The following is a 23,498-nucleotide window of genomic DNA, read 5'->3' on the forward strand; positions in this document are numbered from 1 at the left end:
GGGAGGGGCCGGGTCCGGCGGCCGTCAGGCGTCGTGCGGGGCGAGCGCGCGGCGCAGCGCCGCGAGGCGCGTGCCGACGATGCGGCGGCTCAGCTCCGCGTCGGGGACCATCGCCTCGCTCCCGTGGAACGCGCCCGGGTACACGTGGAGCTCGGTCGGCACGCCGGCGGCCAGCAGCGCGGAGGCGAACGCGACGTCCTCGTCGCGGAAGAGGTCGAGCTCGCCGACGTCGACGAACGTCGGGGGCATGCCGGCGAGGTCCGTCGCCCGCGCGGGCGCCGCGTAGGCGTCGGCCGGACGCCCGGCCAGGTACCACTCCCACGCCTCGACGTTGAACGCGCGGTCCCAGACGAACCCGCCGAGATCGGCGAGCTCGCGCGACGACGGCGTCTCGTGCCGGTCGTCGACCATCGGGTAGACGGCCATGAGGAGGCGGATCGCGGGCCCGCCCAGGTCGCGCGCCCGCAGCGCCGTCGCGATCGCCAGCCCGCCGCCGGCGCTGCCGCCGAAGACCGCGAGCCGCGCCGCGTCGACCCCGAGCTCGCGCGCCGAGCCCGTGACCCACCGCAACGCCGCGTAGCAGTCGTCGGCGGCTGCGGGGTACGGGGACTCGGGTGCGAGGCGGTAGTCGACCGAGACGACGACGGCGCCCACCGCCTCGGACAGCCGGCGGCACAGGTCGTGCTCGGACTCGAGGTCGCCGAGCCACATCCCGCCGCCGTGGACGTGGAGGATCACCGGCAGGTCGCCCGTCGCACGCGCCGGCCGGTAGACGCGGACGCGCAGCGCCGGGGCGTCGTCCGGCCCGGGGACCACGCGGTCCTCGTGCTCGACGTCGTACGCGCCGGGCGGCGGCGCGACGGACCCGCCGATCAGCGCGAGCGCGGCACGGCGCTCGTGGACGTCACCCGTGCCTCCGCGCGCCGGCACGACGCCGGTGAGCGCGGCGACGACGTCGCGGTAGGCAGGATCGACGCGGTCGGCGAAGGTCATGGCGCTCCGGAGGAGACGGAGGGGCGGAGGTACGACGGAGGGCGCCGTCCCCGGCGCCCTCCGTGCAGGTGTGGTCCGGCCGCGAGCCGACCCCGGCGTCAGCCGAAGATGGCCGGCAGCGTGCCGCGGAACGCCGCGTCGGCCTCGCTCAGCGGGATGGTGAACAGGCCCGCGACGTCGAGCGCCTCGCCCGACTCGGCGGCGGCGGCCGGCTCCGTGCCGGTCTCGCCGATCTTGAGCACGGGGACGCCCCGCGCGACGCACGCGTCGACGAGCTTGGACTCCTCGCCGCGCGGCACGGCGACGATCGCGCGCGCCGTCGACTCGGAGAACAGCGCCTCGAACGGGGTGACGCCGTCGCGCTCGGTCAGCGCGTCGAGCGACACGGTGGCCCCGACGCCGAAGCGCAGCGACGCTTCGAGGAGCGCCTGCGCGAGCCCGCCCTCCGAGAGGTCGTGCGCGGCGGACACGAGGTCGTCGCGGCTCGCGTTGACGAGCACGCCGGCGAGCGCCTTCTCCGCCGCGAGGTCGACCTGGGGCGGGAGGCCGCCGAGGTGACCGTGCTCGACGTCGGCCCACGCCGAGCCGTCGAGCTCGGCGCGCGTGGTGCCGAGCAGGTAGATGCTCTCGCCCGTCTCGCGCCAGCCGGACGGGGTCGCGTGCGCGACGTCGTCGAGCACGCCGAGCACGCCCACGACCGGGGTCGGGTGGATCGACGAGTCGATCTGCCCCGGCTCGCCCGTGCCGTTGTAGAGCGACACGTTGCCGCCCGTCACGGGCACGCCGAGCTCGCGGCACGCGTCCGCGAGGCCCTCGATCGCCTCGACGAGCTGCCACATCGAGTCCGGGTCCTCGGGCGATCCGAAGTTGAGGCAGTCGGTCACGGCGAGCGGGCGGGCGCCCGTCGTCGCGACGTTGCGGTAGGCCTCGGCGAGCGCGAGGCGCGCGCCCGTGCGCGGGTCGAGCTTGCCGTAGCGACCGTTCGCGTCCGTCGCGAGCGCGACGCCGAGGCCGGTGCTCTCGTCGACGCGGATCACGCCCGAGTCGTCGGGCTGCGCGAGCGCCGTGTTGCCCTGGACGAACCGGTCGTACTGGTTGGTCACCCACTCCTTGGACGCGAGGTTCGGCGACGCGAGGAGGCGCAGGGCCGTCGCGCGCAGCTCGTCGCCCGTCCCCGGGCGGGCGAGCGCGTCGGCCTCGACCGTGCGGGCGTTGAGCCCGTCCTGCCACGCGGGTCGCGCGTACGGGCGGTGGTACACCGGGCCCTCGTGCGCGACGGTCCGCGGGTCGACGTCGACGATGCGCTCGCCGTGGTGGTCGATCGTCAGGCGGCCGGAGTCGTTGACCTCGCCGATGACGGCGGTCTCGACGTCCCACTTGCGCGTGATCGCGAGGAACGCGTCGAGCTTGTCCGGCGCGACGACCGCCATCATGCGCTCCTGCGACTCCGACATGAGGATCTCGCCCGCGTTGAGCGTCGGGTCGCGCAGCAGGACGTCGTCGAGCCACACGTGCATGCCGCCGTCGCCGTTGGAGGCGAGCTCCGACGTCGCGCACGAGATGCCGGCGGCGCCGAGGTCCTGGATGCCCTCGACGACCTTCGCCGCGTAGAGCTCGAGGCAGCACTCGATGAGGACCTTCTCCATGAAGGGGTCGCCCACCTGGACGCTCGGGCGCTTCGCGGGCACGCCGTCCTCGAACGTCTCGGACGCCAGGATCGAGGCGCCGCCGATGCCGTCGCCGCCCGTGCGGGCGCCGAACAGCACGACCTTGTTGCCGACGCCCGAGGCGTTGGCGAGGTGGATGTCCTCGTGGCGCAGCACGCCGAGGCACAGCGCGTTGACGAGCGGGTTGCCCTGGTACGACGGGTCGAAGACGAGCTCGCCGCCGATGTTCGGCAGGCCGAGGCTGTTGCCGTACCCGCCGACGCCGCTCACGACGCCGTGCACGACGCGCGCCGTGTCCGGGTGGTCGACGGCGCCGAAGCGGAGCTGGTCCATGACGGCGACGGGGCGCGCGCCCATGGAGATGATGTCGCGCACGATGCCGCCGACGCCCGTCGCGGCGCCCTGGTAGGGCTCGACGAACGACGGGTGGTTGTGCGACTCGACCTTGAACGTCACGGCCCAGCCGTCGCCGATGTCGACGACGCCGGCGTTCTCGCCGATGCCGACGAGCAGGTGCTTCCTCATCTCGTCGGTGGTGGCCGCGCCGAACTTCGACAGGTGCACCTTGGACGACTTGTAGGAGCAGTGCTCGGACCACATGACGGAGTACATGGCGAGCTCCGCGGCCGTGGGGCGGCGCCCCAGGATGTCGCGGATGCGCTGGTACTCGTCGGGCTTGAGGCCGAGCTCGGCGTACGGCTGGACCTCGTCGGGGGTCGCGGCGGCGTGCTCGACCGTATCGAGCGCGGGGCGTGCAGAAGCCTGGGATGCGGGGGCGGTCATCGGTTCCCTCGGGTGGGCGCTGAGCGGGGAGCGCACGACGGCGCACGGCCAGTCTACCGGCGCGACGGCACGGCCCGGCCGCGCGTCTCGCCCAGGGGGCACGCGCGGCGGGGCGCGGCGGTCGACGCCCGCACGCTCAGGCGGTCAGCCCGACGACGACGGCGAGCACGCCGAGCGCGGGCGGCACGAGCTGGACGAGGGCCGCGCGCGCCTTCGACGGCGACGACACGAGCAGCACGACGCCGGCCGCGGCCATCGACCCCGCCCCCGCGACCACGAGGGTGAGGCCCACGTCCTGCCGGTCCGCGGCGTACAGGACGATGCCGAGCACGACGAGCACCGCGAGGAACAGGTTGTAGAAGCCCTGGTTGAACGCGAGCTCCTTGGTCGCCGCCGCCTCGTCGGGGGACGTGCCGAAGGTCGCGCGCGTGCGCGGGCTCGTCCAGGTCAGCGACTCCATGACGAAGACGTACCCGTGGATCGCCGCGGCGACCCCTGCCAGCACCAGCCCGACCACGATCATCGTCGGCCCCTCCCGGTCCGCGAGGCCGCACGGTGCCGGACCCGGCGCACCGCGCGGGACCGCTGCCTCAGCGCTCCTCAGCGTTCCACAGCAGGGGCTCCGCCGCCGCGAGCGCCACGGCGAGCGCGCCGAGCACGAGCCCGACGCGCGTGTGCGGCAGGCGCGTGCCGCGCGCCCGGAGCCGCTCGCCGCGCCGGTAGGCCCACCGCTCCCCCGCGACGACGGCGGCCGTGGCGAGCGCGAGCCCGGTCGCGACGCCCGCGACGGCGACGCCGGTCGGCACCGGGGCGACCTCCTCGGCGTCCGCCGCCCACGAGTTGTCCTCCTCGGGGCGCCCCGCGACGGCGGACGTCGCGGCGTCCGCACGGTCCCCGATCGGCGCGCCGTCCACGCCGGTCCCGACGTCCGCACCGGTCGTGCCGCCACCGGCCGCGCGGACCGCCTCGCGCAGCGAGCGGACGCCCTCGCGCGCCTGCTCGCCCTCGTCGGTGGACGTGAGCGTGAGCGCGACGCCGGCCGTGGCGACGGCGGTCTTGGCGAGCGCGCGCGCCCAGCGCGGCCCCACGACGTCCGGGACGGCGTACCACGCGAGGGTGGACAGCCCGGCGATCGCCGCGGTGCGCGGGTCGACGGCGCGGCGGGTCGGCGCGTGCTCGGTCATCGTGCCCCTTCGTCGGGTGGCGGGTGCGTCCCTCGGTGCCAACGCCCCGGCGCGGCCGGGAGTTCCGACGTCGTCGCGGGCCCGGGCCGGTCAGCGCCCGGCGGTGCGCAGACGCTCGCGCAGGTAGCGGACCGCGGGCGCGTCGGTCATCGTCGCGCGCCACACGACCGTCACGGGGCGGGTCGGGACGGGCTCGCGCACCGGCACCGCCACGACGTCGGCGGGCAGGGGCCCGCGCCCGAGCCGTGGGACGAGCGCGACGGCGAGGCCCTGGGCCACGACCTCGACCTGCGACGCGAACTCGAGGCACCGGAAGTCGATGCGCGGGACGCGCGGCTCGCGCGCGAACATGTGGCAGAACCACTCGTAGCAGATCGTGCCGTCCGGGGTGCAGACCCAGGTCTCGTCGACGAGGTCCGCGGGCGTGAGCGCCGACCGGCCCGCGAGCGGGCTCGACCGGTGCACGAGCACGTCGGCCTCGTCGCGGAACAGCTCCTCCGCGCGCAGGCTCGGCGGGAGCGCGAGCCCCACGCCCTCCCAGTGGTGCACGAGCGCGAGGTCGAGCGTGCCCGCCGCGACGGCGGCCACGGCGTCCCACGGCTCGGCCTCCTCGACGACGAGCCGCAGGTCGGGCACGTCCTGCCGGACGGCGGCGACGAGCGGCGCGACGACGCCGCGCACCGCCGTCGAGAACGACCCGAGGCGCACGGTCCCGGTGGGGCGGGCGCCGGCGTCGTGGAGGCGGGCCCGCAGGGACTCGACCTGCTCGCGCAGGAGGCGCCCCTCCTCGACGACGCGCCGCCCCGCGGCGGTGAGGACGACGCCGCGGCCCTCGCGGTCGAGCAGGCGCGCGCCGAGGTCGCGCTCGAGGCGCTTGACCTGCTGCGAGACGGCGGACGGCGTGTACCCGAGGTCGCGGGCGGCGGCGTGCACCGTCCCGGTCCGCTCGACGGCGAGCAGCGCGTCCACGGCGGCGAGGTCGATCATGCGTCCAGGCTAACGGGAAGCGGCGCTACCGGGAACCGTGCACGACCGTGCGATGGACGTGCACGGTGCGCAGAGCGCACGCTCGGAGGCATGCCCCTGCGCTCGTCCCTGCTCGCCGTCCTCGTCGCCGTCCTGTGGGGCGTGAACTTCGTCGTCATCGACCTCGGCCTCGGCGACCTGCCGCCCACGCTGTTCGTTGCGCTGCGGTTCGTCGTCGTGCTCGTCCCCGCGATCTTCCTCGTGCCCCGGCCGCGGGCCCGCCCGCGCGACGTCGTGCTCGTCGGCGCGTTCATGAGCCTCGGCCAGTTCGGCCTGCTGTACACCGCGCTCGCGCTGGGCATGCCCGCGGGCCTCGCGTCGCTCGTGCTCCAGGCGCAGGTCGGGCTCACCGTGCTGTTCGCCGCCGCGGCGCTGCGCGAGGTCCCCACGCACTCCCAGCTCGTCGGCGTCCTCGTCGGCGCGGCCGGGCTCGTCGTCGTCGGCGCCGGGCGCAGCGCGTCGACGCCGGCGCTCGCGTTCCTCGTGACGCTCGCCGCCGCCGCGTCGTGGGCCGTGGGGAACGTCGTCGCGCGCCGGGCGGGCAGCCGAGACGCGAGGGTCACCGCGCCGGCCGCGCGCACGGACCGCCCCGCCCGCCCGCCGCGGCCCGGGCTGGACGGCCTGTCGATGACCGTGTGGTCCGCGCTCGTCGTCCCCGGCCCGCTCCTCGCGCTGTCCCTCGTGGTCGACGGGCCGGACGTCGTCGGGCACGCGCTCACCCACCTCACGCCCGCCCCCGTGCTGTCCACGCTCTACACGGCGTGGCTCGCGAGCCTTGTGGGCTACGGGATCTGGAACACCCTCCTCGCGCGGCACCCCGCGTCGGCGGTCGTCCCGTTCACGATGCTCGTGCCCGTCGTCGGGATGCTCTCCGCGTGGATCGTGCTCGACGAGGTGCCGAACCCGGCCGAGCTCGTGGGCGGCGGCGTCCTGCTGCTCGGCGTCGCGACCACGACGGGCGTCCTGCGGCGCCGGGCCACGCCCGCGCGTGCCGCGGCCCTCGCGGCCTCCGCCGTGCCGGACCCGGTGCGTGACGCGGCGGACCGTCCCGCGGCGAACCCCCGGCCCGGCCCGCCCGAGGCGGCGACACGCGCCCGTTCGCGCTGACAGGACGGTCGCGCGGGGGTTCCATGGAGGGCAGGGGACGTCCGGGACGCGAGGGAGCTTCTCATGAGCCAGACCGCGGGTCGCACGGAGGAACGGCAGCCGGAGCTCAAGCGCGTCATGGGGCCCAGGCTGCTCCTGCTGTTCATCGTCGGGGACATCCTCGGCACGGGCGTGTACGCGCTCACCGGCCAGGTCGCGGGCGAGGTCGGCGGCGCGGCGTGGCTGCCGTTCCTGCTCGCGTTCGTCGTCGCGACGATCACCGCGTTCTCCTACCTCGAGCTCGTCACGAAGTACCCGAGCGCGGCCGGCGCGGCCCTGTACACGCACAAGGCGTTCGGCATCCACCTGGTGACGTTCGTCGTCGCGTTCATGGTCATGAGCTCGGGCATCACGTCGGCCTCGACCGCGTCGAACGCGTTCGCGGGCTTCGTCTCCGACGGGTTCGGGCTCGAGCTGCCGACGGGCGGGGACGGCCGCCTGCTCATCGCCCTCGGCTTCATGGCCCTCGTCGCGCTCGTCAACCTGCGCGGCGTCGGGGAGAGCGTCAAGGCGAACGTCGTGCTGTCGCTCGTCGAGCTGTCCGGCCTGCTGCTCGTCATCTTCGTGGGCCTGTGGGCCACGACGCAGGGCCGCGCCGACTTCTCGCGCGTCGTCGTGTTCGAGAGCGCGGACGACAAGAGCGTGTTCCTCGCCGTGACCGCCGCGACGACGCTCGCGTTCTTCGCGATGGTCGGCTTCGAGGACTCGGTGAACATGGCCGAGGAGTGCACCCACCCCGTGCGCGACTTCCCCCGCATGATGCTCACCGGGCTGTCGATCACGGGCGCGATCTACGTGCTCGTCGCGATCACGGCCGTCGCGCTCGTCCCGGTCGGGGACCTCGTCGACGACTCGAAGGGGTCCGCGCTCACGCAGGTGGTCGCCGCGGGCGCGCCGAACCTGCCGTTCGACACGATCTTCCCGTTCATCGGGATGTTCGCCGTCGCGAACTCGGCGCTCATCAACATGCTCATGGCGTCCCGCCTGCTCTACGGCATGGCGAACCAGGGCGTGCTGCCGCGCGCGTTCGGCCAGGTGCACCCGTTCCGCCGCACGCCGTGGGTGTCGATCCTCGTGACGTCGGCGATCGCGTTCGCGCTCATCGTCTACGTCGTGCGGCAGTCGGCGACCCCGGGCGGGGCCAACGCGGTCGCGCTCCTCGGTGGCACGACGTCGCTGCTCCTGCTCGTCGTGTTCACCGTCGTCAACGTGGCCCTCCTCGTGCTGCGTCGCGACGAGGTCGACCACGAGCACTTCCGCACCCGCACCTGGCTCGCGGTGCTCGGCGCGCTCACGTGCGCCTACCTCGCCGGGCCGTGGGCGCGCAGCCCCGAGCAGCAGGAGCAGTACCTCATCGCGGGCGCGCTCGTCGGGCTCGGCGTCTTGCTCTCGTTCGTCACGTGGCTGTACAACCGTGCGGTGCGCCACCGCCAGATCGCCTTCTCCGACGTCTCCCGGCTCGAGGGCGAGATCGACGACCGCTCCGGCGACGACGGCGCGGCCCGGTGAGCGACCCCGCGCCGGGCGGCCCGCCCCGGCCCACCCCGGACCGCGTCGGCCCGGTCGACGCCCTCGCCTTCCTCTGCGAGATCGCGCTCCTCGTCCTGCTGGCCGTGGCCGGTTGGCGGCTCGGCGCGGCGGCCGACGTCCCGGGCGCGGCGCGCGCCGCGCTGTCCGTCGTCCTCGCGCTCGCGCTGCCCGGTCTCGCCGTCGTCGTGTGGGCCCGCTGGCTGGCGCGCACCGCCGCGCGGCGGCTCCCGCAGCCGTGGCGCCTCGACGTGCAGATCGCCCTGTTCGTCGCGGCGGGCCTCGCGATCGCGGGCGTCGGGCTCGTGTGGTGGGGCGTCGGGCTCGCGCTCGTCGGCACGACGGCGTTCGCCCTCACCCGGGACCGCTGACCCCGGACGGGGGGAACGCCGTCGCGCCCGTGCGGACGGGCGTCAGGCCGAGCGCTGCCGCGTCCGGAACGCCTGGGTCGCGACCCAGCCCATGACGACGGCGGCGAGCGCGAGGAGGCCGAGCCGGCCCCACACCACGCCCCAGTCGGGCGACGCGGCGAGCGCCTCGCGCCCGGCCACGACGGCCCAGTCGAACGGGTTGTAGCGCGCGACGTCCGCGACCCACGCCGGGGACAGGCGTGTGTCCATCACGGCCGACGACAGGAACATGAGCGGTAGCGTGATGAGCTGCGAGATGCCGATGAGCGCCTCCTGCTGGCCGGTGAGCAGGGCCGTCGCGTTGCTCAGCGCGGAGAACAGCGCGGTGAGCAGCACGACCGCGAGGAGCAGCGCGAGGACGCCGAGCGTCGTCTCGCCGGGCGTGCTGCCGAACCGGGCCCCGCGCAGCCATGCGACGGCGAGCACGACGAGCGCCTGCCCGACGGCGACGACGGCCTGGTAGCTCATGGTCGACGCCACGAGCGCGCCGCGCGACGTCGGCGACGTGAGGAACCGGTCCATGACGCCGCGGTCCATGTCCTGCACGAACGACGAGCCCGCCCACGCGGCGCCGAACATCGCCGTCATCATGACGACGCCCGGCGTGATGAACTCCAGGTACGTGCCCCCGGTCGAGAACCCGGGGATCTCGACGACGGACCGGAAGAGCTGGCCGAACAGGAGCAGCCAGATCATCGGCTGCACGAGGTTCATGACCATGAACACGGGGATGCGCGCGCCCTGGCGCAGCGCCCGGGCGGTGAGCAGCCCGGTGTGCACGACGGCGGTCATGCGGCCACCTCCTCGGCCGCGGCACCCGCGTGGTCCCCGGCGGCGGACCGGCTGCCGGCCTGGGCCGCGGTGAGACTCCGGCCCGTGTGCCGCAGGTAGACGTCGTCGAGGCTGGGCCGCGCGAGCGTCGCCGACGCGACGGGCAGGCCCGCGGCGTCGAGCCCGGCGAGGACGGCGGGCAGCGCGACCGCGCCGGCGTCGGCCCGGGCGCGCAGGGTCCGGCCCTCGACCCGCACGTCCCGGACGCCGCTCGCGCGGACCGCGTCGGCGACGCGCCCGGCGAGGGAGGCGCCGTCGTCGGGCACGCCCGGGGCGAGCTCGACGACGATCCCGTCGCCGCGGAGCTCGTCCTTGAGCGCGTCGGGCGTCCCGGCGACCACGACGCGGCCCTCGTCGACGATCGCGACGTTCGCGGCGAGGCGGTCCGCCTCCTCCAGGTAGTGCGTGGTGAGGAGGATCGTCATGCTTTCGACCGCCGTCATGCGCTCGATCTCCGCCCACATCTCCGCGCGCGCCTCGGGGTCGAGGCCCGTCGTCGGCTCGTCGAGGAACAGCACCTGCGGGCGGTGGACGAGGCCCATCGCGACGTCGAGCTTGCGGGCCATGCCGCCGCTGTACGTCGTCACGAGGCGGTCGGCCGCGTCCGTGAGGGAGAACCGGTCGAGCAGCTCGGCGGCGCGCGCTCGCGCGTCGCGCGCGCCGAGGCCCTGGAGGCGGCCCGCGAGGACCAGGTTCTCGCGCCCCGTGTCCATGGGGTCGGTCACGGGCTTCTGCGCGACGTACCCGATCGCGCGCCGCACGCGCTCCGGGTGCCGCGCGACGTCGGTGCCCGCGACGTGGGCTGTGCCCGAGTCGGCGCGGCTCAGCGTCGCGAGGATCTTGGTCGTCGTCGACTTGCCGGCCCCGTTGGGGCCGAGCAGGGCGAAGACGGTGCCGGTCGGCACGGCGAACGACAGTCCGTCGAGCGCGCGCACGGGCGGGCGGCCGCGGCCCCCGGGGTAGGTCTTGCGCAGCGCGACGGCGTCGATCGCCGTCCCGGGCGCACGGGTAGCAGGTGGCACGGTAGGGCTCCTTCTGTCAGGAGCCGTCTCGCCGGGGCCGGTCCCTCCCGCGCGGATAGCATGGGAGGGCCCTGGGTGACTGTTGACGCAGCAGTTCCGTCGGTCCGGCGGGACGACTCGGGCTCGGTGGCCCGGATGTTGGCGCATCCGGGCCACCACTCGTCCGGCGACGTCCGGGAGGACGCCGCCGGTGGCTCAGGGTGTGGTGGCTTCGGCCGGCAGGTGCCGGCGCAGGACCTCCTCGATCTGCTCGGGCGACGCCCCGGCGGCACGCAGGCGGGCCATCTCGGCCCAGCCGTCCTGGCCGCCCACCTCGCCGCGCTCGAGCCGGCCCGCGAACCGGTCGATCCACACGCGCTCGGCGCGCAGCATCTCCAGGCGGTAGTCCGCCTCCACGAGGAAGATCTCGGGCAGGCCCGCCCCCGCGGCGCCCGCGAGGCCGCTCGCGCGCGTGCCGATCTCGGCGTCGAGGGACGCGAGGCGCGCGCGCAGGAGCGCCGCCACCTCGTCGGGCGAGAGCATCGCGATGAGCGACAGGCCCGCCTCGACGTCCGGGTACTCCTTCGACGGCACCGCGAGGAGCTCGCGCAGCCATGCGGCCGCCTCGACCTTGCCCGCCTCCGTGATCTCGTAGACGACGCGCTCGGGCCGGTTGCCCTCGCGCTCGGAGTGCGACGGCGTGATGAACCCGTGCTTCTCGAGCGACTTGATCACCGAGTACAGCGAGCCGAAGTTGAGCCGGATGCTGTCGTCCTTGCCCCGCTCGCGCAGGGTCGTCGTGATCTCGTACGGGTACATGGGGCGCTCGGCGAGGCACGCGAGCACCGCGAGCGCCAGCGGGTTCGACACGGGTCGACGGGACATCACTCACCTCCGAATACTTTGCTCAGAGTATTCGTCCGAGGATGCTCGCGCAAGGGGTGTGCGGGAGCCGGCACGGGCGAGATGCACGACGCTCCGCCGGCCGGAGGCTCCGCGGGGCGGGGCGGCGCAGGGACGCCGTCACAGCGGCAGGCCACGTGCGCGCCCGAGGGACAGCGCCTCAGGCGGGGGTCAGGACCCGCTCCTCCTCCCGCGCCGACGCCACGGCGTGCTCCGGCACGAGGGGTTCGTCGGCGCCCACGGGCGCAGGCACGGGCGACGGCGTCGCGGATGCGTCTGGCCCGAGAACCGGGGCAGCGGGCGCGGGGACGCCGGGCGCCCGCCCCGCCGGGCGGGCGCTCCGCCGCGCGAGCAGGTGGTGCCGCAGCCATCCCGCGCCCACGGCCACCACGACGACGGCGCCGCCCACGACGAGCGCGCCCCGCGGGCCGAGGACCTCCAAGAGCAGGCCGAGCAGGGGCGGCCCGGCGAGACCCCACGCGGTGCTCGCGCTGCGCCAGACGCCGAGGACGCGCCCACGCATGTGCGGCGGCGGGTCGGTCTGGAGCACCGTGGTCCCCGCCGTGTCGGAGACCGACTCGACCACGGCCATCGGGCCGACCACGAGCAGGAGGACGGCGAGCGTCGGCGCGAGCCCGGCCACGACCTGCAGGAGCGCGCCCGCGGCAGCGAGGACGCCGACGAGGCGCACGGTCGGGCGCCGCAGCCGACCGGCGAGGACCGCGCCGACGATCCCGCCCACGGCCAGCACGGTCGACACCGTGCCGAACTCCTGCGGGCCGCCGGCGAGCGCCCCGGTGACGAGGACCGCGAGGGTGAGGGTGTAGTTGCGGCCGAGGACCGCGCTCACGGCCGTCACGCCGAGGAGCGCGACGAGCCGGGGGCGGCCGAGGACGTAGCGCAGGCCGCCGTCGGTCCGCCCGTCCGTCGCCGCGTCCCGCGCCGCGCGCGCCGCCGCGGGCCGAGGTTCGACAGGGGCGGACGCGGTGTCCCGACCGGCCGACGTGGCCTCGGCGGGCCGCGGCGCGGCGCTCCCGGCGTCGGGGTGCAGGACGAGGAAGGGGACGACGAGCGCGACGGCGAGCAGCGACACCCCGTTCGCGAGGTACGCGACCGCGGGCCCGGCGACGGCGACCGCGCCGCCCGCGACGGCGACCCCGACGAGGCGGCCCGCGCTGTGCACGACCGACCCGATCCCGATGGCCGACGGGACGTCCTCGACGGGCACGAGATCGTTGCCGAGGAGCGCCGTGGCCGGTCCGTCGACCGTGGCGACGAGGCCCGTCACGGCGGACAGGACGAGGAGCACCGGGAGGCTGAGCAGGTCCAGCGCGACGAGCCCCGCGGTCGTGAGCGCGACGACGCCGAGCACCGCCTGGCTGACCGCGGCCGTGAGCTTGCGCGGCCACCGGTCCACGACGGCGCCGCCCGCGACGCCGAGCAGCAGCGCCGGCGCCGACTGCACCGCGAGGGACAGCCCGGTGAGAGCGGCGGACCCGGTGAGCTCGAGGACGAGCAGGTTCTGGACGGTGAGCTGCATCCAGGCACCGACGTTGGAGACGAGGTTGGCACCCGACCACCAGCGCATCGAGCGGTGACGCAGCGCGCGCCACGGCGAGCGGTCGGGGGTCGTGCGGGCAGGACGGGACAGCAGGGCAGGGAGAGGCACAGGACGCAATCAGGGGTGAGACGGGCGCGCCGTCGCGAGGAAGGGAGGGTGCGGCTCGACGGCCGCAGACAGTTGCCTATTGAAACAACCGCTTCTCGGGCCGCTCCACTTCCGGGCCCCGATCGTGACCAAGATCGCACGGGCCGCACGGTCCGGTGGCCCGCTCACGCATGATGGGTCCATGCAGACCGGGGCCGCCGCGGACGCCGGGCGCGCGCCGCGCCGGCGGTCCGCGGCGACGACGCGGCGTCGGTCCGCGGCGACGGCGCGGCGCCGGCTCGTCGTCGGCGTCCTGCTGCCGCTCGCCCTCGTCGCGTGCACGCCGGGCGACGACGCCTCCCCGGTCGCCCCCGCACCCGCGACGACGCGTTCGGACGAGGCGTCCGACGCGGGCCGGACCTCCGGCGCGGGTGACCCGTCCGGCGCGGGCGACGCGTCCGGCGCGCAGGACCCCGCGGAGGAGTCCGCGGGTGCCGCGGAGACGGTGGTCGTGCCGGTGGGGCCGGCGACCGTCGAGGTCGCCGTGCCCCCGCTCCCCCCGGGCGCACCGAGCGGGTCCGGCCCGGCGGCGGCGGTCACGGCCGGTGACGAGGGCGCGTCGGACGTCACGCTCGTCCTCGCCGACGGCCCGGCCCGGATCTCGGTCGAGGGCGGGTCGCTCGTCCGCCACGCCGACGGCACCCTCACCGTCCTGGACGACGCCGGCACCCCCGTCGCCGGCCTCGGCGCACCGCGCGTGATCGCTCCGCACGCGGTGGGCCCCGGCACGGGCGCGCCCGTCGCGTCCGGCACCGACGGTCCGGGCGGCGTGACGGACCGCGACGACGACGCGAGCGACGGGACGAACCGCGACGACGGCGCGGACGCCGGGGCGAACGGCGACGGCGGGCCGGAGGACGACCCGTCGGCGACGCCGAGCGTGCGCACCGCGCTCGTCGACGCGCGGCACGCGGAGGTGACGCTCGTGCCGACGGCGGGGACGCCGTCGGCGTGGGACGTCGTCGTGCCGCTGGGCACGCAGGCCCTGCGGAGCACCGGCTGGGGTGAGCGCGAGGGCGGCCGGTCGCTCGCCGTCGACCCGACCGCGTGGGCGCGGACCGCCGGGCAGGCGGGCCGGGAGCTCGTGTGGGCGCAGGTCGTGGCCGCCGAGCCGGAGGCCGACTCCCCGACGATGCGCGACCAGCTCGTGTGCCACGCCGTCGGCGCCCCGGGCAAGGCGACGTGGAACCTCGAGCCCTGGCGGCCCGACGTCGGGCTGCTCGACACGATGGCCGCGCGCTGCAACCCGACCTGACGACACCCCAAGCGGCCGAACACGAGGTTGCTGTCGTTCTGGAGCCCAGAACGACAGCAACCCCGTGTTCGACGGTGAGCAACGCCGTGGTCGGCGGGACGGCAACGGCCCGGGCCGCACGACGGCTGGTGGACGTCGTGCCGCCCGGGCCTGACCTCGGCGGCGGTACCGCTCCGCCTGCTGCGCCGAGGACGTTCCGGGGCGGGGGCGGCAGCCGCCCCCGCCGGTCAGGACCGGTCAGCGTGCCTGCGGGCCACCCTTCGAGGCCTTGCGCAGGGACTTCTCGCTGCGCGGCTCGTCGCCGCTCGCGCGCAGGCGCCGGTAGTACTCGCGCGCCTCGTCCTGCCGCTCCTTCTCGATGCCCGTCGCGATCGTCGCCCGCAGGTGCTCGGGGCCGTAGCCCCACGCGTCGACGAGGTCCTGCGCGTGCGGGCGCAGACGGTCCACGAGCCGGTCGAGGTAGCTCGTCACGGTCCGGGCGCGCTGCGCCGACAGGCGCCCGTTGAGCAGGTACCACGCGAGGTGGCGCTCCACGAGGCTCAGGCCGAACAGGTCGCGCAGCGTGGTGAGCACCTCGCGCGTCCCCGCGTCCTCGACGGTCTCGAGCGCCTGCGTGAACGCCTCCCAGCGCAGCAGCTCGGCGTGCGCGCGGGCCGCCTCGACGAGCTCGACCTGGTGCGCGTTGAACAGGTTCGTCGCCGTCTCCGGGTCCGCCTTCTGCGCGGGCCGCAGCGCCTGCGCGACGTCCGCGACCATCGTCTCGACCCGGTCGGTGAGCAGCGCGCGCTGCGTCTCGGGGTCGCGCAGGTGACCGGCCGCACGGCGCGGGTCGCCGACGTCCGCGAGCGCCTGCGCGGCGCGCTTGAGCGGCGTGCGGTGCAGCGCCATGTCGCCCGCGCGCTCGACGACGACGCGCGCCATCTGGCCGGGCGTGATGCCCTTGAACTGCTTGCCGTAGTCGGCGAGGAGGCGCTTCGCGACGAGCTGGAGCAGCACCGTGTTGTCGCCCTCGAACGTCGCGTACACGTCGAGGTCCGCGCGCAGGCTCGTGATGCGGTTGGTCGTGAGGAAGCCCGCGCCGCCGCACGCCTCGCGCGTCTCCTGGAGCACGTCGAGCGCGAACCGCGTGCTCGTCGCCTTGAGCGCGGCGGCCGTCGTCTCGAGGTCCTCGCGCTGCTCGGGCGTGTCCTCCTCGCCGGAGAACACGGAGTGGAACAGGTCGAGCAGGCGGTCGTGCGCGAAGTGCGCGGCGTACGTCTCGGCGACGGGGACGATGAGGCGGCGCTTGTGGGTGCCGTAGTCGAGGAGGACGACCTCCTCCGTCGGCGTCGCCCCGGTGAACTGGCGGCGCTCGTTGGCGTACCGGACGGCGATCGCGAGGCCGAGCTTCGCGGCCGTGACGGCGGCGCCGTCGAGCGAGACGCGGCCCTGCACGAGCGAGCCGAGCATCGTGAAGAACCGGCGGCCCGGGCTCTCGATCGGGCTCGAGTAGGTGCCGTCGGGGGCGACCGAGCCGTAGCGGGCGAGCAGGTCGGTGCGCGGGACCCGCACGTGGTCGAAGTGCAGGCGGCCGTTGTCGATGCCGTTGAGCCCGCCCTTCTGGCCGTCGTCCTCGCCGCCGACGCCGGGCAGGAACGGCAGGCGGCCGAGCTCGTCGCGCTCGCCGTTCGTGTCACGGATCGGCACGTAGAACGCGTGCACGCCGTGGTTGACGTTCTTGGTGATGAGCTGCGCGAACACGACCGCGGCGACGCCGTGCACGCCGGCGTTGCCGAGGTAGTCCTTCCACGCCCCGCGGAACGGGGTGTGGATGACGAACTCCTCGGTCTCCGGGTCGTAGGTCGCGGTCGTCGCGATGCTCGCGACGTCGGAGCCGTGCCCGATCTCCGTCATGGCGAACGCGCCGGGGACCGAGAGGTCCATGGCGCCGGGCAGGAGGCGGTCCTGCTGCTCGGGCGTGCCCAGGTGAAGGATCGCCGCGCTGAACAGCCCCCACTGGACGCCGGCCTTGATCTGCAGCGACGGGTCCGCGGCGACGAGCTCCTCGAACCCGGCGAGGTTGCCGCCCGGGTCGTTCGCGCCGCCGAGGTGCTCGGGGAACGCCCGCCACACCTGGCCCTTGCCGACGAGCAGGCGCATCTGCTCGAGCACGCGCTCGCGGTGCTCGCGCATGCTCAGCCCCTCGATGCGCTGGAACGCCTCCTCGCCGGCGGTCGCGCGGGCGCTCGCGCGCAGGTCGGCCCAGCGGCCGAGGAGGAGCGTCGACAGGGACTCGACGTCGACGCGGGCCTCGGACGTCGACGCCGCGTCGCCGGCGCTCGTCGAGCGCTGCGCGAGGGCGGGACGATCGGACGTGGCGGTCATGAGGTCTCCTTGAGGTCTGAGGTGGCGGCCCGGTGCAGCGGGCGGTCGAGGTCGGGTCGGGCGGCGTCGCGGCGCGCCCCGGTCGGCGCGCGGCGGTCGTCGGGGGTGCGGGCGGCCGGGCTGTGGGAGAGGACGCCGACGGGCCCGGCCCACAGCCAGGCGGCGACGCGCTCGGTGAGCTGCTCGCGGTCGGGCACGTCGGGGCGGTCGCGGTGGGCGAGCCACCACTCCCCGGCGCCCCGCACGAAGCCGACCGCGCCCGCCGCCCATGCCGCGGCGTCCGCGGCCGAGACGTCGGTGACGCGCGCGAACGGCTCGGCGACGAGCTCGATCACCGAGTCGAGGAACGCGGCGAGGGGCGCCCGGTTCGCAGCCGCGCCGTTCGTCGCGGGCCCGCTCGCGGCGAGCTGGGCGGCGGGCTCCTCCGTCCCGGCCACGGCGCTCGTGCGCGTGACGAAGTAGTAGACGTTGGGCGAGCTCTCGATCATCTCGAGGTACACGCCCACCATGGCGCGCAGCGCGCGCTTCGGTGTCTCGGCCGCCTCCGCGGCCTGGGTCAGCGCGTCGTGCATCTGGCCCACGACGGCGGCGCCCAGCGCGACCTGCAGGCCCGTCTTGTCGTCGAAGTAGCGGTAGATGATCGACTTCGACGTCCCCGACGCCGCCGCGATCTCGTCCATGGAGACCCCGGGGCCTCCCCGGTGCACGGCCTTGCTCGCTGCCCGGATGAGCTCGGCGCGGCGCGCCGCCCGGTGCTCGTCCCAGCGGGTCGACCGGCCGTCCACCGCTGCGCCCGGTTGCACCCGCCCTCGGGTGACCGGTCGCGCGTCGGCACCTGCGTTCACGTCGTCCTCCGTCTGCGCCCGACCTCGATGTCGTCGGTACCGCGTCGGTACCGCGCCGGGGCAGGGCGACGCCCTGTGACCCGACTCACGAAACTGAGAGTATCAGGTACTGTTGGTATTGGACACCAGCCGGCCCCCTCCCCTCGTCTCCGCGCGCCTCGCGCCGAGCCGCCGGGCCGGACGACGCAGCGCAGCGAGCACGGACAGGAAGTGAGGCACAGTGGCCAACCGCACCAGCCCCCGCCGGAACCCCGAGCAGGCCCCCGAGACCGAGGCACCAGCCTCGAGCGCCGCGACCGGCGCCCCGCGCGACGCCTGGGTGGTGGGCGGGAACCGGATCCCGTTCGCCCGCGCCGGGAAGAAGTACTCGTCCGCGAGCAACCAGGAGATGTTCACCGCCGCGCTCGAAGGTCTCGTGGCCCGCTTCGGCCTCCAGGGCGAGCGGCTCGGCGAGGTCGTCGGCGGCGCGGTGCTCAAGCACTCGCGCGACTTCAACCTCGTGCGCGAGTCCGTCCTCGGCTCGTCGCTCTCGCCGCAGACCCCCGCGTACGACCTCCAGCAGGCGTGCGCGACGGGCCTCGAGGCGACGATCGCCGTCGCGAACAAGATCCGCCTCGGCCAGGTCGAGTCGGGCGTCGCGGGCGGCTCCGACACCGTGTCCGACGCGCCGATCGCCGTGAGCGAGGGCCTGCGCCGCGCGCTGCTCGAGGCGAGCCACGCCAAGACGCTCGGCCAGCGGGTCAAGGCGTTCGCGAAGGTCCGCCCCGCCGACCTCGCGCCGCTCACGCCCGCCACGGACGAGCCGCGCACCGGCCTGTCCATGGGCGAGCACCAGGCGATCACGACCGCGCGCTGGGACATCTCGCGCGAGGCGCAGGACGAGATCGCGCTCGCGAGCCACGAGCACCTCGCGGCCGCATGGGACGCCGGGTTCTTCGACGACCTCGTCACCCCGTTCCGCGGCCTCGTGCGCGACGACAACCTGCGCACCGACTCCTCGATGGAGAAGCTCGCCGCGCTCAAGCCCGTGTACGGCAAGCGCCTCGACGGCGTGACCCCGACCATGACGGCCGGCAACTCGACGCCCCTCACCGACGGCGCCTCGACGGTGCTGCTCGCGTCGGCCGACTGGGCACGCGAGCGCGACCTCCCGCTGCTCGCGCGCGTCGTCGACGCCGAGACCGCGGCGGTCGACTTCGTGCACGGCCACGAGGGCCTGCTCATGGCCCCCGCGCACGCCGTCCCGCGCCTGCTCGCGCGCAACGGGCTCGCGCTCGGCGACTTCGACTTCTACGAGATCCACGAGGCGTTCGCGTCGACCGTCCTCACGACCCTCAAGGCCTGGGAGGACGACGAGTACTGCCGCACCGAGCTCGGGCTCGACGGCCCCCTCGGCTCGATCGACCGCACGCGGCTCAACGTCAACGGGTCGTCCCTCGCGGCGGGCCACCCGTTCGCCGCGACCGGCGGGCGCATCGTCGCGACGGCGGCCAAGCTCCTCGCGCAGCGGACCGCCGAGACCGGCGCGCCGGCGCGCGCGCTGATCTCGGTGTGCGCGGCGGGGGGCCTCGGCGTCGCCACGATCCTCGAGTCGGTCCCCGCCACCGACGCCACCGCCTGACGGCCCCGACGACCCGAGAGGAACCACCGTGACCGACTCCTACGTCCAGGCCGTCAACTCCGGCTTCACGAAGACGCTCGCGAAGAAGCTCGGCCTGCCCCGCCCGGCCGTGCTGCGCCGCTACCGCGCGGGCGACCCGCTCACCGTCGGGCCCGTGCTCGTCCTCGGCGGCACCCCCGGCGTCCGCGACGACGCCGACCGCGTCGCCGAGGCCCTGCTCGGCTGGGACCTCGACGTACGTCAGACCCCCGACGACACGACGCGCTGGGGGGCGGTCGTCGTCGTGCTCAGCGGCATCGAGCGCCCCGAGGACGCGTCCGCGCCCGTCATGGCGCTCTCCGCGACGCTGCGCCGCCTCGCGCCGAACGGGCGCGTCGTGACGATCTCGCGCGCCCCCGCCGGCACCGACTCCCCCGAGCTCGCCGCCGCCCGCGAGGGCGTCGACGGGTTCCTGCGGTCCGTCGCCAAGGAGCTGCGCTACGGCGCGACCGGCAACGGCGTCCAGGTGACCGACGACGCCCCGGTCGACAGCCCGAGCGTCCTCGCGACCCTCCGCTTCTTCCTGTCCGCGAGGTCCGCGTTCGTCGACGGCCAGCTCCTGCGCGTCGGGGCGTCCGACGCCGACCCCGCCGTGGACGTCGACCTGCCGCTCGCCGGGAAGGTCGCCGTCGTCACGGGCGCGGCGCGCGGCATCGGGGCGCAGGTCGCGCGCACGCTCGCGCGCGACGGCGCGAAGGTCGTCGTGGTCGACGTGCCCGGGGCGGGCGAGGCGCTCGCCGCGGTCGCGAACGAGATCAGGGGCACGGCGCTGCAGCTCGACGTGACCGCCGACGACGCGGGCGCCCGCATCCTCGAGCACGCCCGCGCCCGGCACGGCGGCCTCGACGTCCTCGTGCACAACGCGGGGATCCTGCGCGACAAGCTGCTCGCGAACATGTCCCCGGACAAGTGGGACGCGGTGATCGCGGTGAACCTCGCCGCGCAGCTGCGGATCACGGAGTACCTGCTGGGCGCGAACGGGTTCTCCTCGGAGCCGCGCATCGTGTCGCTCGCGTCGACGAGCGGCATCGCGGGCAACCGCGGGCAGGCGAACTACGCGTTCTCGAAGGCCGGCGTCATCGGGCACACGCGGGCGTTCGCGCGTCTGCTCGCGGCGCCGGGCGGTCCGGGCGGCACGGCGAACGCCGTCGCGCCGGGCTTCATCGAGACGGACATGACGGCGTCGATCCCGTTCGTGCAGCGCGAGGTCGCGCGCCGCGTGGCGTCGCTCCAGCAGGGCGGCCAGCCCGTGGACGTCGCCGAGGCGATCGCGTTCCTCGCGTCGCCCGCGGCCGCGGGCGTCAACGGCCAGGTGCTGCGCGTGTGCGGGCAGAACGTGGTGGGCCGGTGACGGGGCCCGACGCCGCGCGTCCGGCGGACCGCGCCCCCGCGCGCGTCGAGACGCTGCCCGCGGTCCCGGGGCTCGGCGGCCTGTACGTGCGGGGCGTCGCGGCGTCGGGCCGGCTCGCGGCGGCCCACCGCCTGCCGGGCGCGACGCCGCGGCGCGACCTCGCGCTGCCCGACGTCACCTACCGCGTCGCGGGCGTGCCCACGGGAGACGACGCCGCGCCGGGTCACGTCGGGAGCGCGGAGCACCTCGCGCGGTACGCCCGTCTCGTGGGCGAGGCGCCGTCGGACGTGCTGCCCGCCGGGTACCTGCACGTCCTCGGGTTCCCGCTCGCGACCGCGGTCATGGTCCGCCCGGACTTCCCCCTGCCGTTGCTGGGCATGGTGCACCTCGCGAACTCGGCGTCCGCGCTGCGGCCCGTGCGCCTCGGCGACGCGCTGGAGGTGCGGGCGTGGGCCCAGGGTGTGCGGCCGCACCGCCGGGGGGCCCAGGTCGACCTCGTCACGGAGGTCTCGGTCGAGCGCACGGACGCCGAGCGCGCCGCCGGGAGCGGCCTCGCGGCGACGACGCTCGCGTACCGGGGCGTGTCCACGTACCTCGCGAAGGGCGTCACCCTGCCGGGCGACGCGACGCCCGACGACGGCGAGACGGCGCCGGCGCCGTTCTCGCCCCCGCTCCCGACGGCCCGCTGGTCGCTCGGCGCGGGGACGGGCCGCGCGTACGCGGCGGTCTCCGGCGACCGGAACCCCATCCACACGTCCGCCCTCGGCGCCAAGGCGTTCGGGTTCCCGCGCGCGATCGCGCACGGCATGTACACGGCCGCCCGGGCGCTCGCCGAGACGGGCCCGCGGCGCGGCGACACGTACGACTGGACGGTGACGTTCGCCAAGCCCGTGCTCCTGCCGAGCACGGTCGACGTCGCGCTGCGCCCCGCGGCCGAGGTCCCCGCCGCGGCGCGTGACGCCGTCGCGCAGGTCGCGACCGCCGTGCCCGACGGCGCGGGCGACCCGGGCGCCGGGCTCGTCTACCAGGCGTGGGACGGCAAGGGTCGGCTCCACCTCACGGGCCGCGTGACGCCGCGCCCCTGACCGCCCGCCCCGCCCCGGGCCGAACACGGGGTTGGTGTCGTCTTCGTCGGGACAACGACACCAACCCCGTGCTCGCGGCCGTGCAGGCTCGTTCTCGGCGCGCGGCCCCTTCAGGCGGGGCGGGCGAGGCGGGCGAGCAGTCCGTCGCGGACGGCGGGCCACTCGTCGACGAGGACGGAGAAGTAGGCGGTGTCCTGACGCGACCCGTCGGGGGCGACGCGGTGGCTGCGGAGCACACCCTCGGGCACTGCGCCCAGGCGCCGGATCGCGGCGACGGACCGGGAGTTCCGCGCGTCCGCCCGGAGCGCGACGCGCGCCACGCCCAGGTCCTCGAACGCGTGCCGCAGCAGGAGGTACTTGCACGCCGGGTTCGTCGTGCCGCCCCACCACTCGCGCGCGTAGAACGTCGAGCCGAGCTCGACGCGGCCCTGCGACGGCACCCACTCGTAGAGGGACGTCGACCCGCGGACCGCCGGGACGTCGTCGGGCAGCGCTCCGGTCGCCCCGGCCCCGTCCACCCCGACGACGGCGAACGCGAGCCGACCGGGCGCGGCGACGGCGTCGCGGACGTACGCGGTCATCGCCTCCGTGCCGCGGGGCACGGCGCTCGCCATGCCGGCCCAGAGGCCGTCGTCGACGATCGCGCCGAGCGCCGCGGCGTGCCGTTCGGCGAGCGGTTCGAGGCGGACGCCGAAGCCTTCGAGGGTGGTGTCGTGCTGCACCCGCACATCCCACCACACGCGTTGCTGCCGACGGCGTGCGAGCGGGCGGACCCCTGCCTACGGTCGGGCGGTACCGACGAGAGGAGCACCCATGGGACTCGGAGACAAGGCCAAGCACGCCGCCGAGGAGGCGGGCGGCAAGCTCAAGGAGGGCGCGGGCAAGGCCACGGACAACGAGCGCCTCGAGGCCGAGGGAAAGACCGACCAGACGAAGGCCGACCTCAAGCAGGCCGGTGACGACGTCAAGGACGCCTTCGACCGGTAGTCCCGACCGTCGAGCGCTTCGCGAGGGTCCCGCTCCGGCGGGGCCCTCGCGGCGTCTGCGGCCCGGTCGCGCTACGACGCGGCGAGCGGCTGCGCGAGCCCGCCGAGGGCCGGCGCCAGGACGGGGACGACGCGCGGGGCGGTGATCCGCTCGAGCAGGCCCACCTCCACGCCGGGCCACTCGGGCGCGAGGACCGAGAACATCACGGAGTCGGCGCGCGTGCCGTCCGGCGCGGCGCGGTGGCCGCGCATGACGCCCTCCTCGTAGGCGCCGAGACGGCGCATCGCGCCGAGCGAGCGCGCGTTGCGCGCGTCGACGCGGAACCCCACGCGGTGCACGTCCCACGTCTCGAACGCGTGCCGCAGGAGCAGCCACTTCGTCACCGGGTTGACGAGGCTCCCCCACGCCGTGCGCGCGTAGAACGTGCGCCCGATCTCGACCCGCCGGTCCACGAGCGACAGGTCGCGGAACGCGGTGCTGCCGAGCACCGCGCCGGGTCGGCCGTCGGCGTCGACCGCGCGCACGACGAAGCCCGTGAGGTCGGGCGCGGCACGCGTCGCGGCCACGAGCTCGGCCATCCCCGCGACCCCGAACGGCATGGGGACGCTCATGCCTGACCACATCGCCTCGTCGACGAGGCCGGCCAGCGTCTCAGCGTGCTCCGGGGCCAGCGGATCCAGCCGGAACCCGTGCCCCGAGAGGACGACGTCGTGCAGCACAGCGCATATCAGAGCACACGCGGAACACCGCGCCAAGAGGGTCGAGCGACGCG

Annotated in this window: 21 protein-coding genes; 8 read left to right on the top strand and 13 right to left on the bottom strand. The window is 75.7% G+C overall.

All coding sequences use genetic code 11. From position 1 onward, the window contains the following. Window positions 1-24: 24 nt before the first annotated feature. The 5 genes from GJV82_RS01215 to GJV82_RS01235 form a co-directional block, all read right to left on the bottom strand. Complete coding sequence (locus tag GJV82_RS01215) at window positions 25-993, bottom strand: alpha/beta hydrolase (RefSeq protein ID WP_155097953.1); 969 nt, start codon at window positions 991-993, stop codon at window positions 25-27. 98 nt (window positions 994-1,091) lie between these two features. Continuing rightward, window positions 1,092-3,443, bottom strand: coding sequence for a phosphoribosylformylglycinamidine synthase subunit PurL (gene purL / locus GJV82_RS01220; RefSeq protein ID WP_155097954.1), 2,352 nt, complete (start codon window positions 3,441-3,443; stop codon window positions 1,092-1,094). A gap of 136 nt (window positions 3,444-3,579) precedes the next feature. Then, complete coding sequence (locus tag GJV82_RS01225) at window positions 3,580-3,966, bottom strand: DUF1304 domain-containing protein (RefSeq protein ID WP_155097955.1); 387 nt, start codon at window positions 3,964-3,966, stop codon at window positions 3,580-3,582. A 67-nt stretch (window positions 3,967-4,033) separates the two neighbouring features. Beyond that, entirely contained in the window at window positions 4,034-4,627 is a 594-nt protein-coding gene (locus tag GJV82_RS01230; RefSeq protein ID WP_155097956.1) for a hypothetical protein, read from the bottom strand. Between the two features lie 90 nt (window positions 4,628-4,717). Next, window positions 4,718-5,614 (bottom strand): LysR family transcriptional regulator, encoded by an 897-nt coding sequence (locus GJV82_RS01235; protein ID WP_155097957.1) that lies wholly within the window; start codon window positions 5,612-5,614, stop codon window positions 4,718-4,720. Window positions 5,615-5,704: 90 nt separating this feature from the next. On the opposite strand from GJV82_RS01235, the gene GJV82_RS01240 reads away from it, so the two are divergent. The 3 genes from GJV82_RS01240 (at window position 5,705) to GJV82_RS01250 (ending at window position 8,697) form a co-directional block, all read left to right on the top strand. Continuing rightward, window positions 5,705-6,760 carry an EamA family transporter gene (locus tag GJV82_RS01240; protein WP_155097958.1) on the top strand — a complete coding sequence of 352 codons (1,056 nt, stop codon included), beginning with the start codon at window positions 5,705-5,707 and terminating at the stop codon, window positions 6,758-6,760. A 63-nt stretch (window positions 6,761-6,823) separates the two neighbouring features. Then, window positions 6,824-8,308, top strand: coding sequence for an APC family permease (locus GJV82_RS01245; protein ID WP_155097959.1), 1,485 nt, complete (start codon window positions 6,824-6,826; stop codon window positions 8,306-8,308). Further along, window positions 8,305-8,697 (top strand): YrdB family protein, encoded by a 393-nt coding sequence (locus GJV82_RS01250; RefSeq protein WP_024839058.1) that lies wholly within the window; start codon window positions 8,305-8,307, stop codon window positions 8,695-8,697. The genes GJV82_RS01245 and GJV82_RS01250 overlap by 4 nt, the downstream gene beginning before the upstream one ends. A 42-nt stretch (window positions 8,698-8,739) precedes the next feature. Here GJV82_RS01250 and GJV82_RS01255 read toward each other — a convergent pair whose 3' ends face one another. The 4 genes from GJV82_RS01255 to GJV82_RS01270 all read right to left on the bottom strand — a co-directional run bounded on the left by GJV82_RS01255 (window position 8,740) and on the right by GJV82_RS01270 (window position 13,140). After that, the gene (locus GJV82_RS01255) at window positions 8,740-9,528 is read right to left on the bottom strand and encodes an ABC transporter permease (RefSeq protein ID WP_024839059.1); all 789 of its coding nucleotides are present in this window, start codon (window positions 9,526-9,528) and stop codon (window positions 8,740-8,742) included. After that, window positions 9,525-10,589 carry an ATP-binding cassette domain-containing protein gene (locus GJV82_RS01260; RefSeq protein WP_318657145.1) on the bottom strand — a complete coding sequence of 355 codons (1,065 nt, stop codon included), beginning with the start codon at window positions 10,587-10,589 and terminating at the stop codon, window positions 9,525-9,527. The genes GJV82_RS01255 and GJV82_RS01260 overlap by 4 nt, the downstream gene beginning before the upstream one ends. A gap of 195 nt (window positions 10,590-10,784) precedes the next feature. Next, window positions 10,785-11,438: a PadR family transcriptional regulator gene (locus GJV82_RS01265; protein WP_312028696.1), complete on the bottom strand. Its 654-nt coding sequence runs from the start codon at window positions 11,436-11,438 to the stop codon at window positions 10,785-10,787. A gap of 193 nt (window positions 11,439-11,631) precedes the next feature. After that, entirely contained in the window at window positions 11,632-13,140 is a 1,509-nt protein-coding gene (locus tag GJV82_RS01270) for an MFS transporter (RefSeq protein ID WP_318657146.1), read from the bottom strand. A 181-nt stretch (window positions 13,141-13,321) separates the two neighbouring features. Between GJV82_RS01270 and GJV82_RS19325 the strand changes: the two genes are divergently transcribed. After that, window positions 13,322-14,434 (top strand): DUF2599 domain-containing protein, encoded by a 1,113-nt coding sequence (locus GJV82_RS19325; protein WP_196217163.1) that lies wholly within the window; start codon window positions 13,322-13,324, stop codon window positions 14,432-14,434. A gap of 237 nt (window positions 14,435-14,671) precedes the next feature. Here the strand turns inward: GJV82_RS19325 and GJV82_RS01280 are convergent, their stop codons facing one another. Together GJV82_RS01280 and GJV82_RS01285 are read right to left on the bottom strand one after the other, a co-directional pair. Beyond that, on the bottom strand, window positions 14,672-16,798 hold the full coding sequence (locus GJV82_RS01280) for an acyl-CoA dehydrogenase family protein (RefSeq protein ID WP_115941867.1): 2,127 nt from the start codon (window positions 16,796-16,798) through the stop codon (window positions 14,672-14,674). Beyond that, window positions 16,795-17,601 carry a TetR/AcrR family transcriptional regulator gene (locus tag GJV82_RS01285; protein WP_162289617.1) on the bottom strand — a complete coding sequence of 269 codons (807 nt, stop codon included), beginning with the start codon at window positions 17,599-17,601 and terminating at the stop codon, window positions 16,795-16,797. The genes GJV82_RS01280 and GJV82_RS01285 overlap by 4 nt, the downstream gene beginning before the upstream one ends. A gap of 262 nt (window positions 17,602-17,863) precedes the next feature. Between GJV82_RS01285 and GJV82_RS01290 the strand changes: the two genes are divergently transcribed. Genes GJV82_RS01290 through GJV82_RS01300 form a run of 3 tightly spaced genes read left to right on the top strand, consistent with a single transcriptional unit; the run spans window position 17,864 to window position 21,739 of the window. Further along, on the top strand, window positions 17,864-19,264 hold the full coding sequence (locus GJV82_RS01290; protein WP_318657147.1) for an acetyl-CoA C-acetyltransferase: 1,401 nt from the start codon (window positions 17,864-17,866) through the stop codon (window positions 19,262-19,264). Between the two features lie 28 nt (window positions 19,265-19,292). Further along, window positions 19,293-20,654 carry a 3-oxoacyl-ACP reductase gene (locus tag GJV82_RS01295; RefSeq protein ID WP_115941865.1) on the top strand — a complete coding sequence of 454 codons (1,362 nt, stop codon included), beginning with the start codon at window positions 19,293-19,295 and terminating at the stop codon, window positions 20,652-20,654. Then, a complete protein-coding gene (locus tag GJV82_RS01300) occupies window positions 20,651-21,739 on the top strand; it encodes a MaoC/PaaZ C-terminal domain-containing protein (RefSeq protein WP_318657148.1) in 1,089 nt (362 codons plus the stop codon). The genes GJV82_RS01295 and GJV82_RS01300 overlap by 4 nt, the downstream gene beginning before the upstream one ends. A 110-nt stretch (window positions 21,740-21,849) precedes the next feature. Here GJV82_RS01300 and GJV82_RS01305 read toward each other — a convergent pair whose 3' ends face one another. After that, on the bottom strand, window positions 21,850-22,461 hold the full coding sequence (locus tag GJV82_RS01305; RefSeq protein WP_024839069.1) for a GNAT family N-acetyltransferase: 612 nt from the start codon (window positions 22,459-22,461) through the stop codon (window positions 21,850-21,852). 91 nt (window positions 22,462-22,552) lie between these two features. On the opposite strand from GJV82_RS01305, the gene GJV82_RS01310 reads away from it, so the two are divergent. After that, window positions 22,553-22,726 (top strand): CsbD family protein, encoded by a 174-nt coding sequence (locus tag GJV82_RS01310; protein ID WP_034603127.1) that lies wholly within the window; start codon window positions 22,553-22,555, stop codon window positions 22,724-22,726. A gap of 71 nt (window positions 22,727-22,797) precedes the next feature. Here GJV82_RS01310 and GJV82_RS01315 read toward each other — a convergent pair whose 3' ends face one another. Next, on the bottom strand, window positions 22,798-23,445 hold the full coding sequence (locus GJV82_RS01315) for a GNAT family N-acetyltransferase (RefSeq protein WP_318657149.1): 648 nt from the start codon (window positions 23,443-23,445) through the stop codon (window positions 22,798-22,800). Window positions 23,446-23,498 lie beyond the last annotated feature (53 nt).

It is taken from the genome of Cellulosimicrobium composti (genome assembly GCF_009711085.1).
Classification (GTDB): Bacteria; Actinomycetota; Actinomycetes; order Actinomycetales; family Cellulomonadaceae; genus Cellulosimicrobium; species Cellulosimicrobium composti.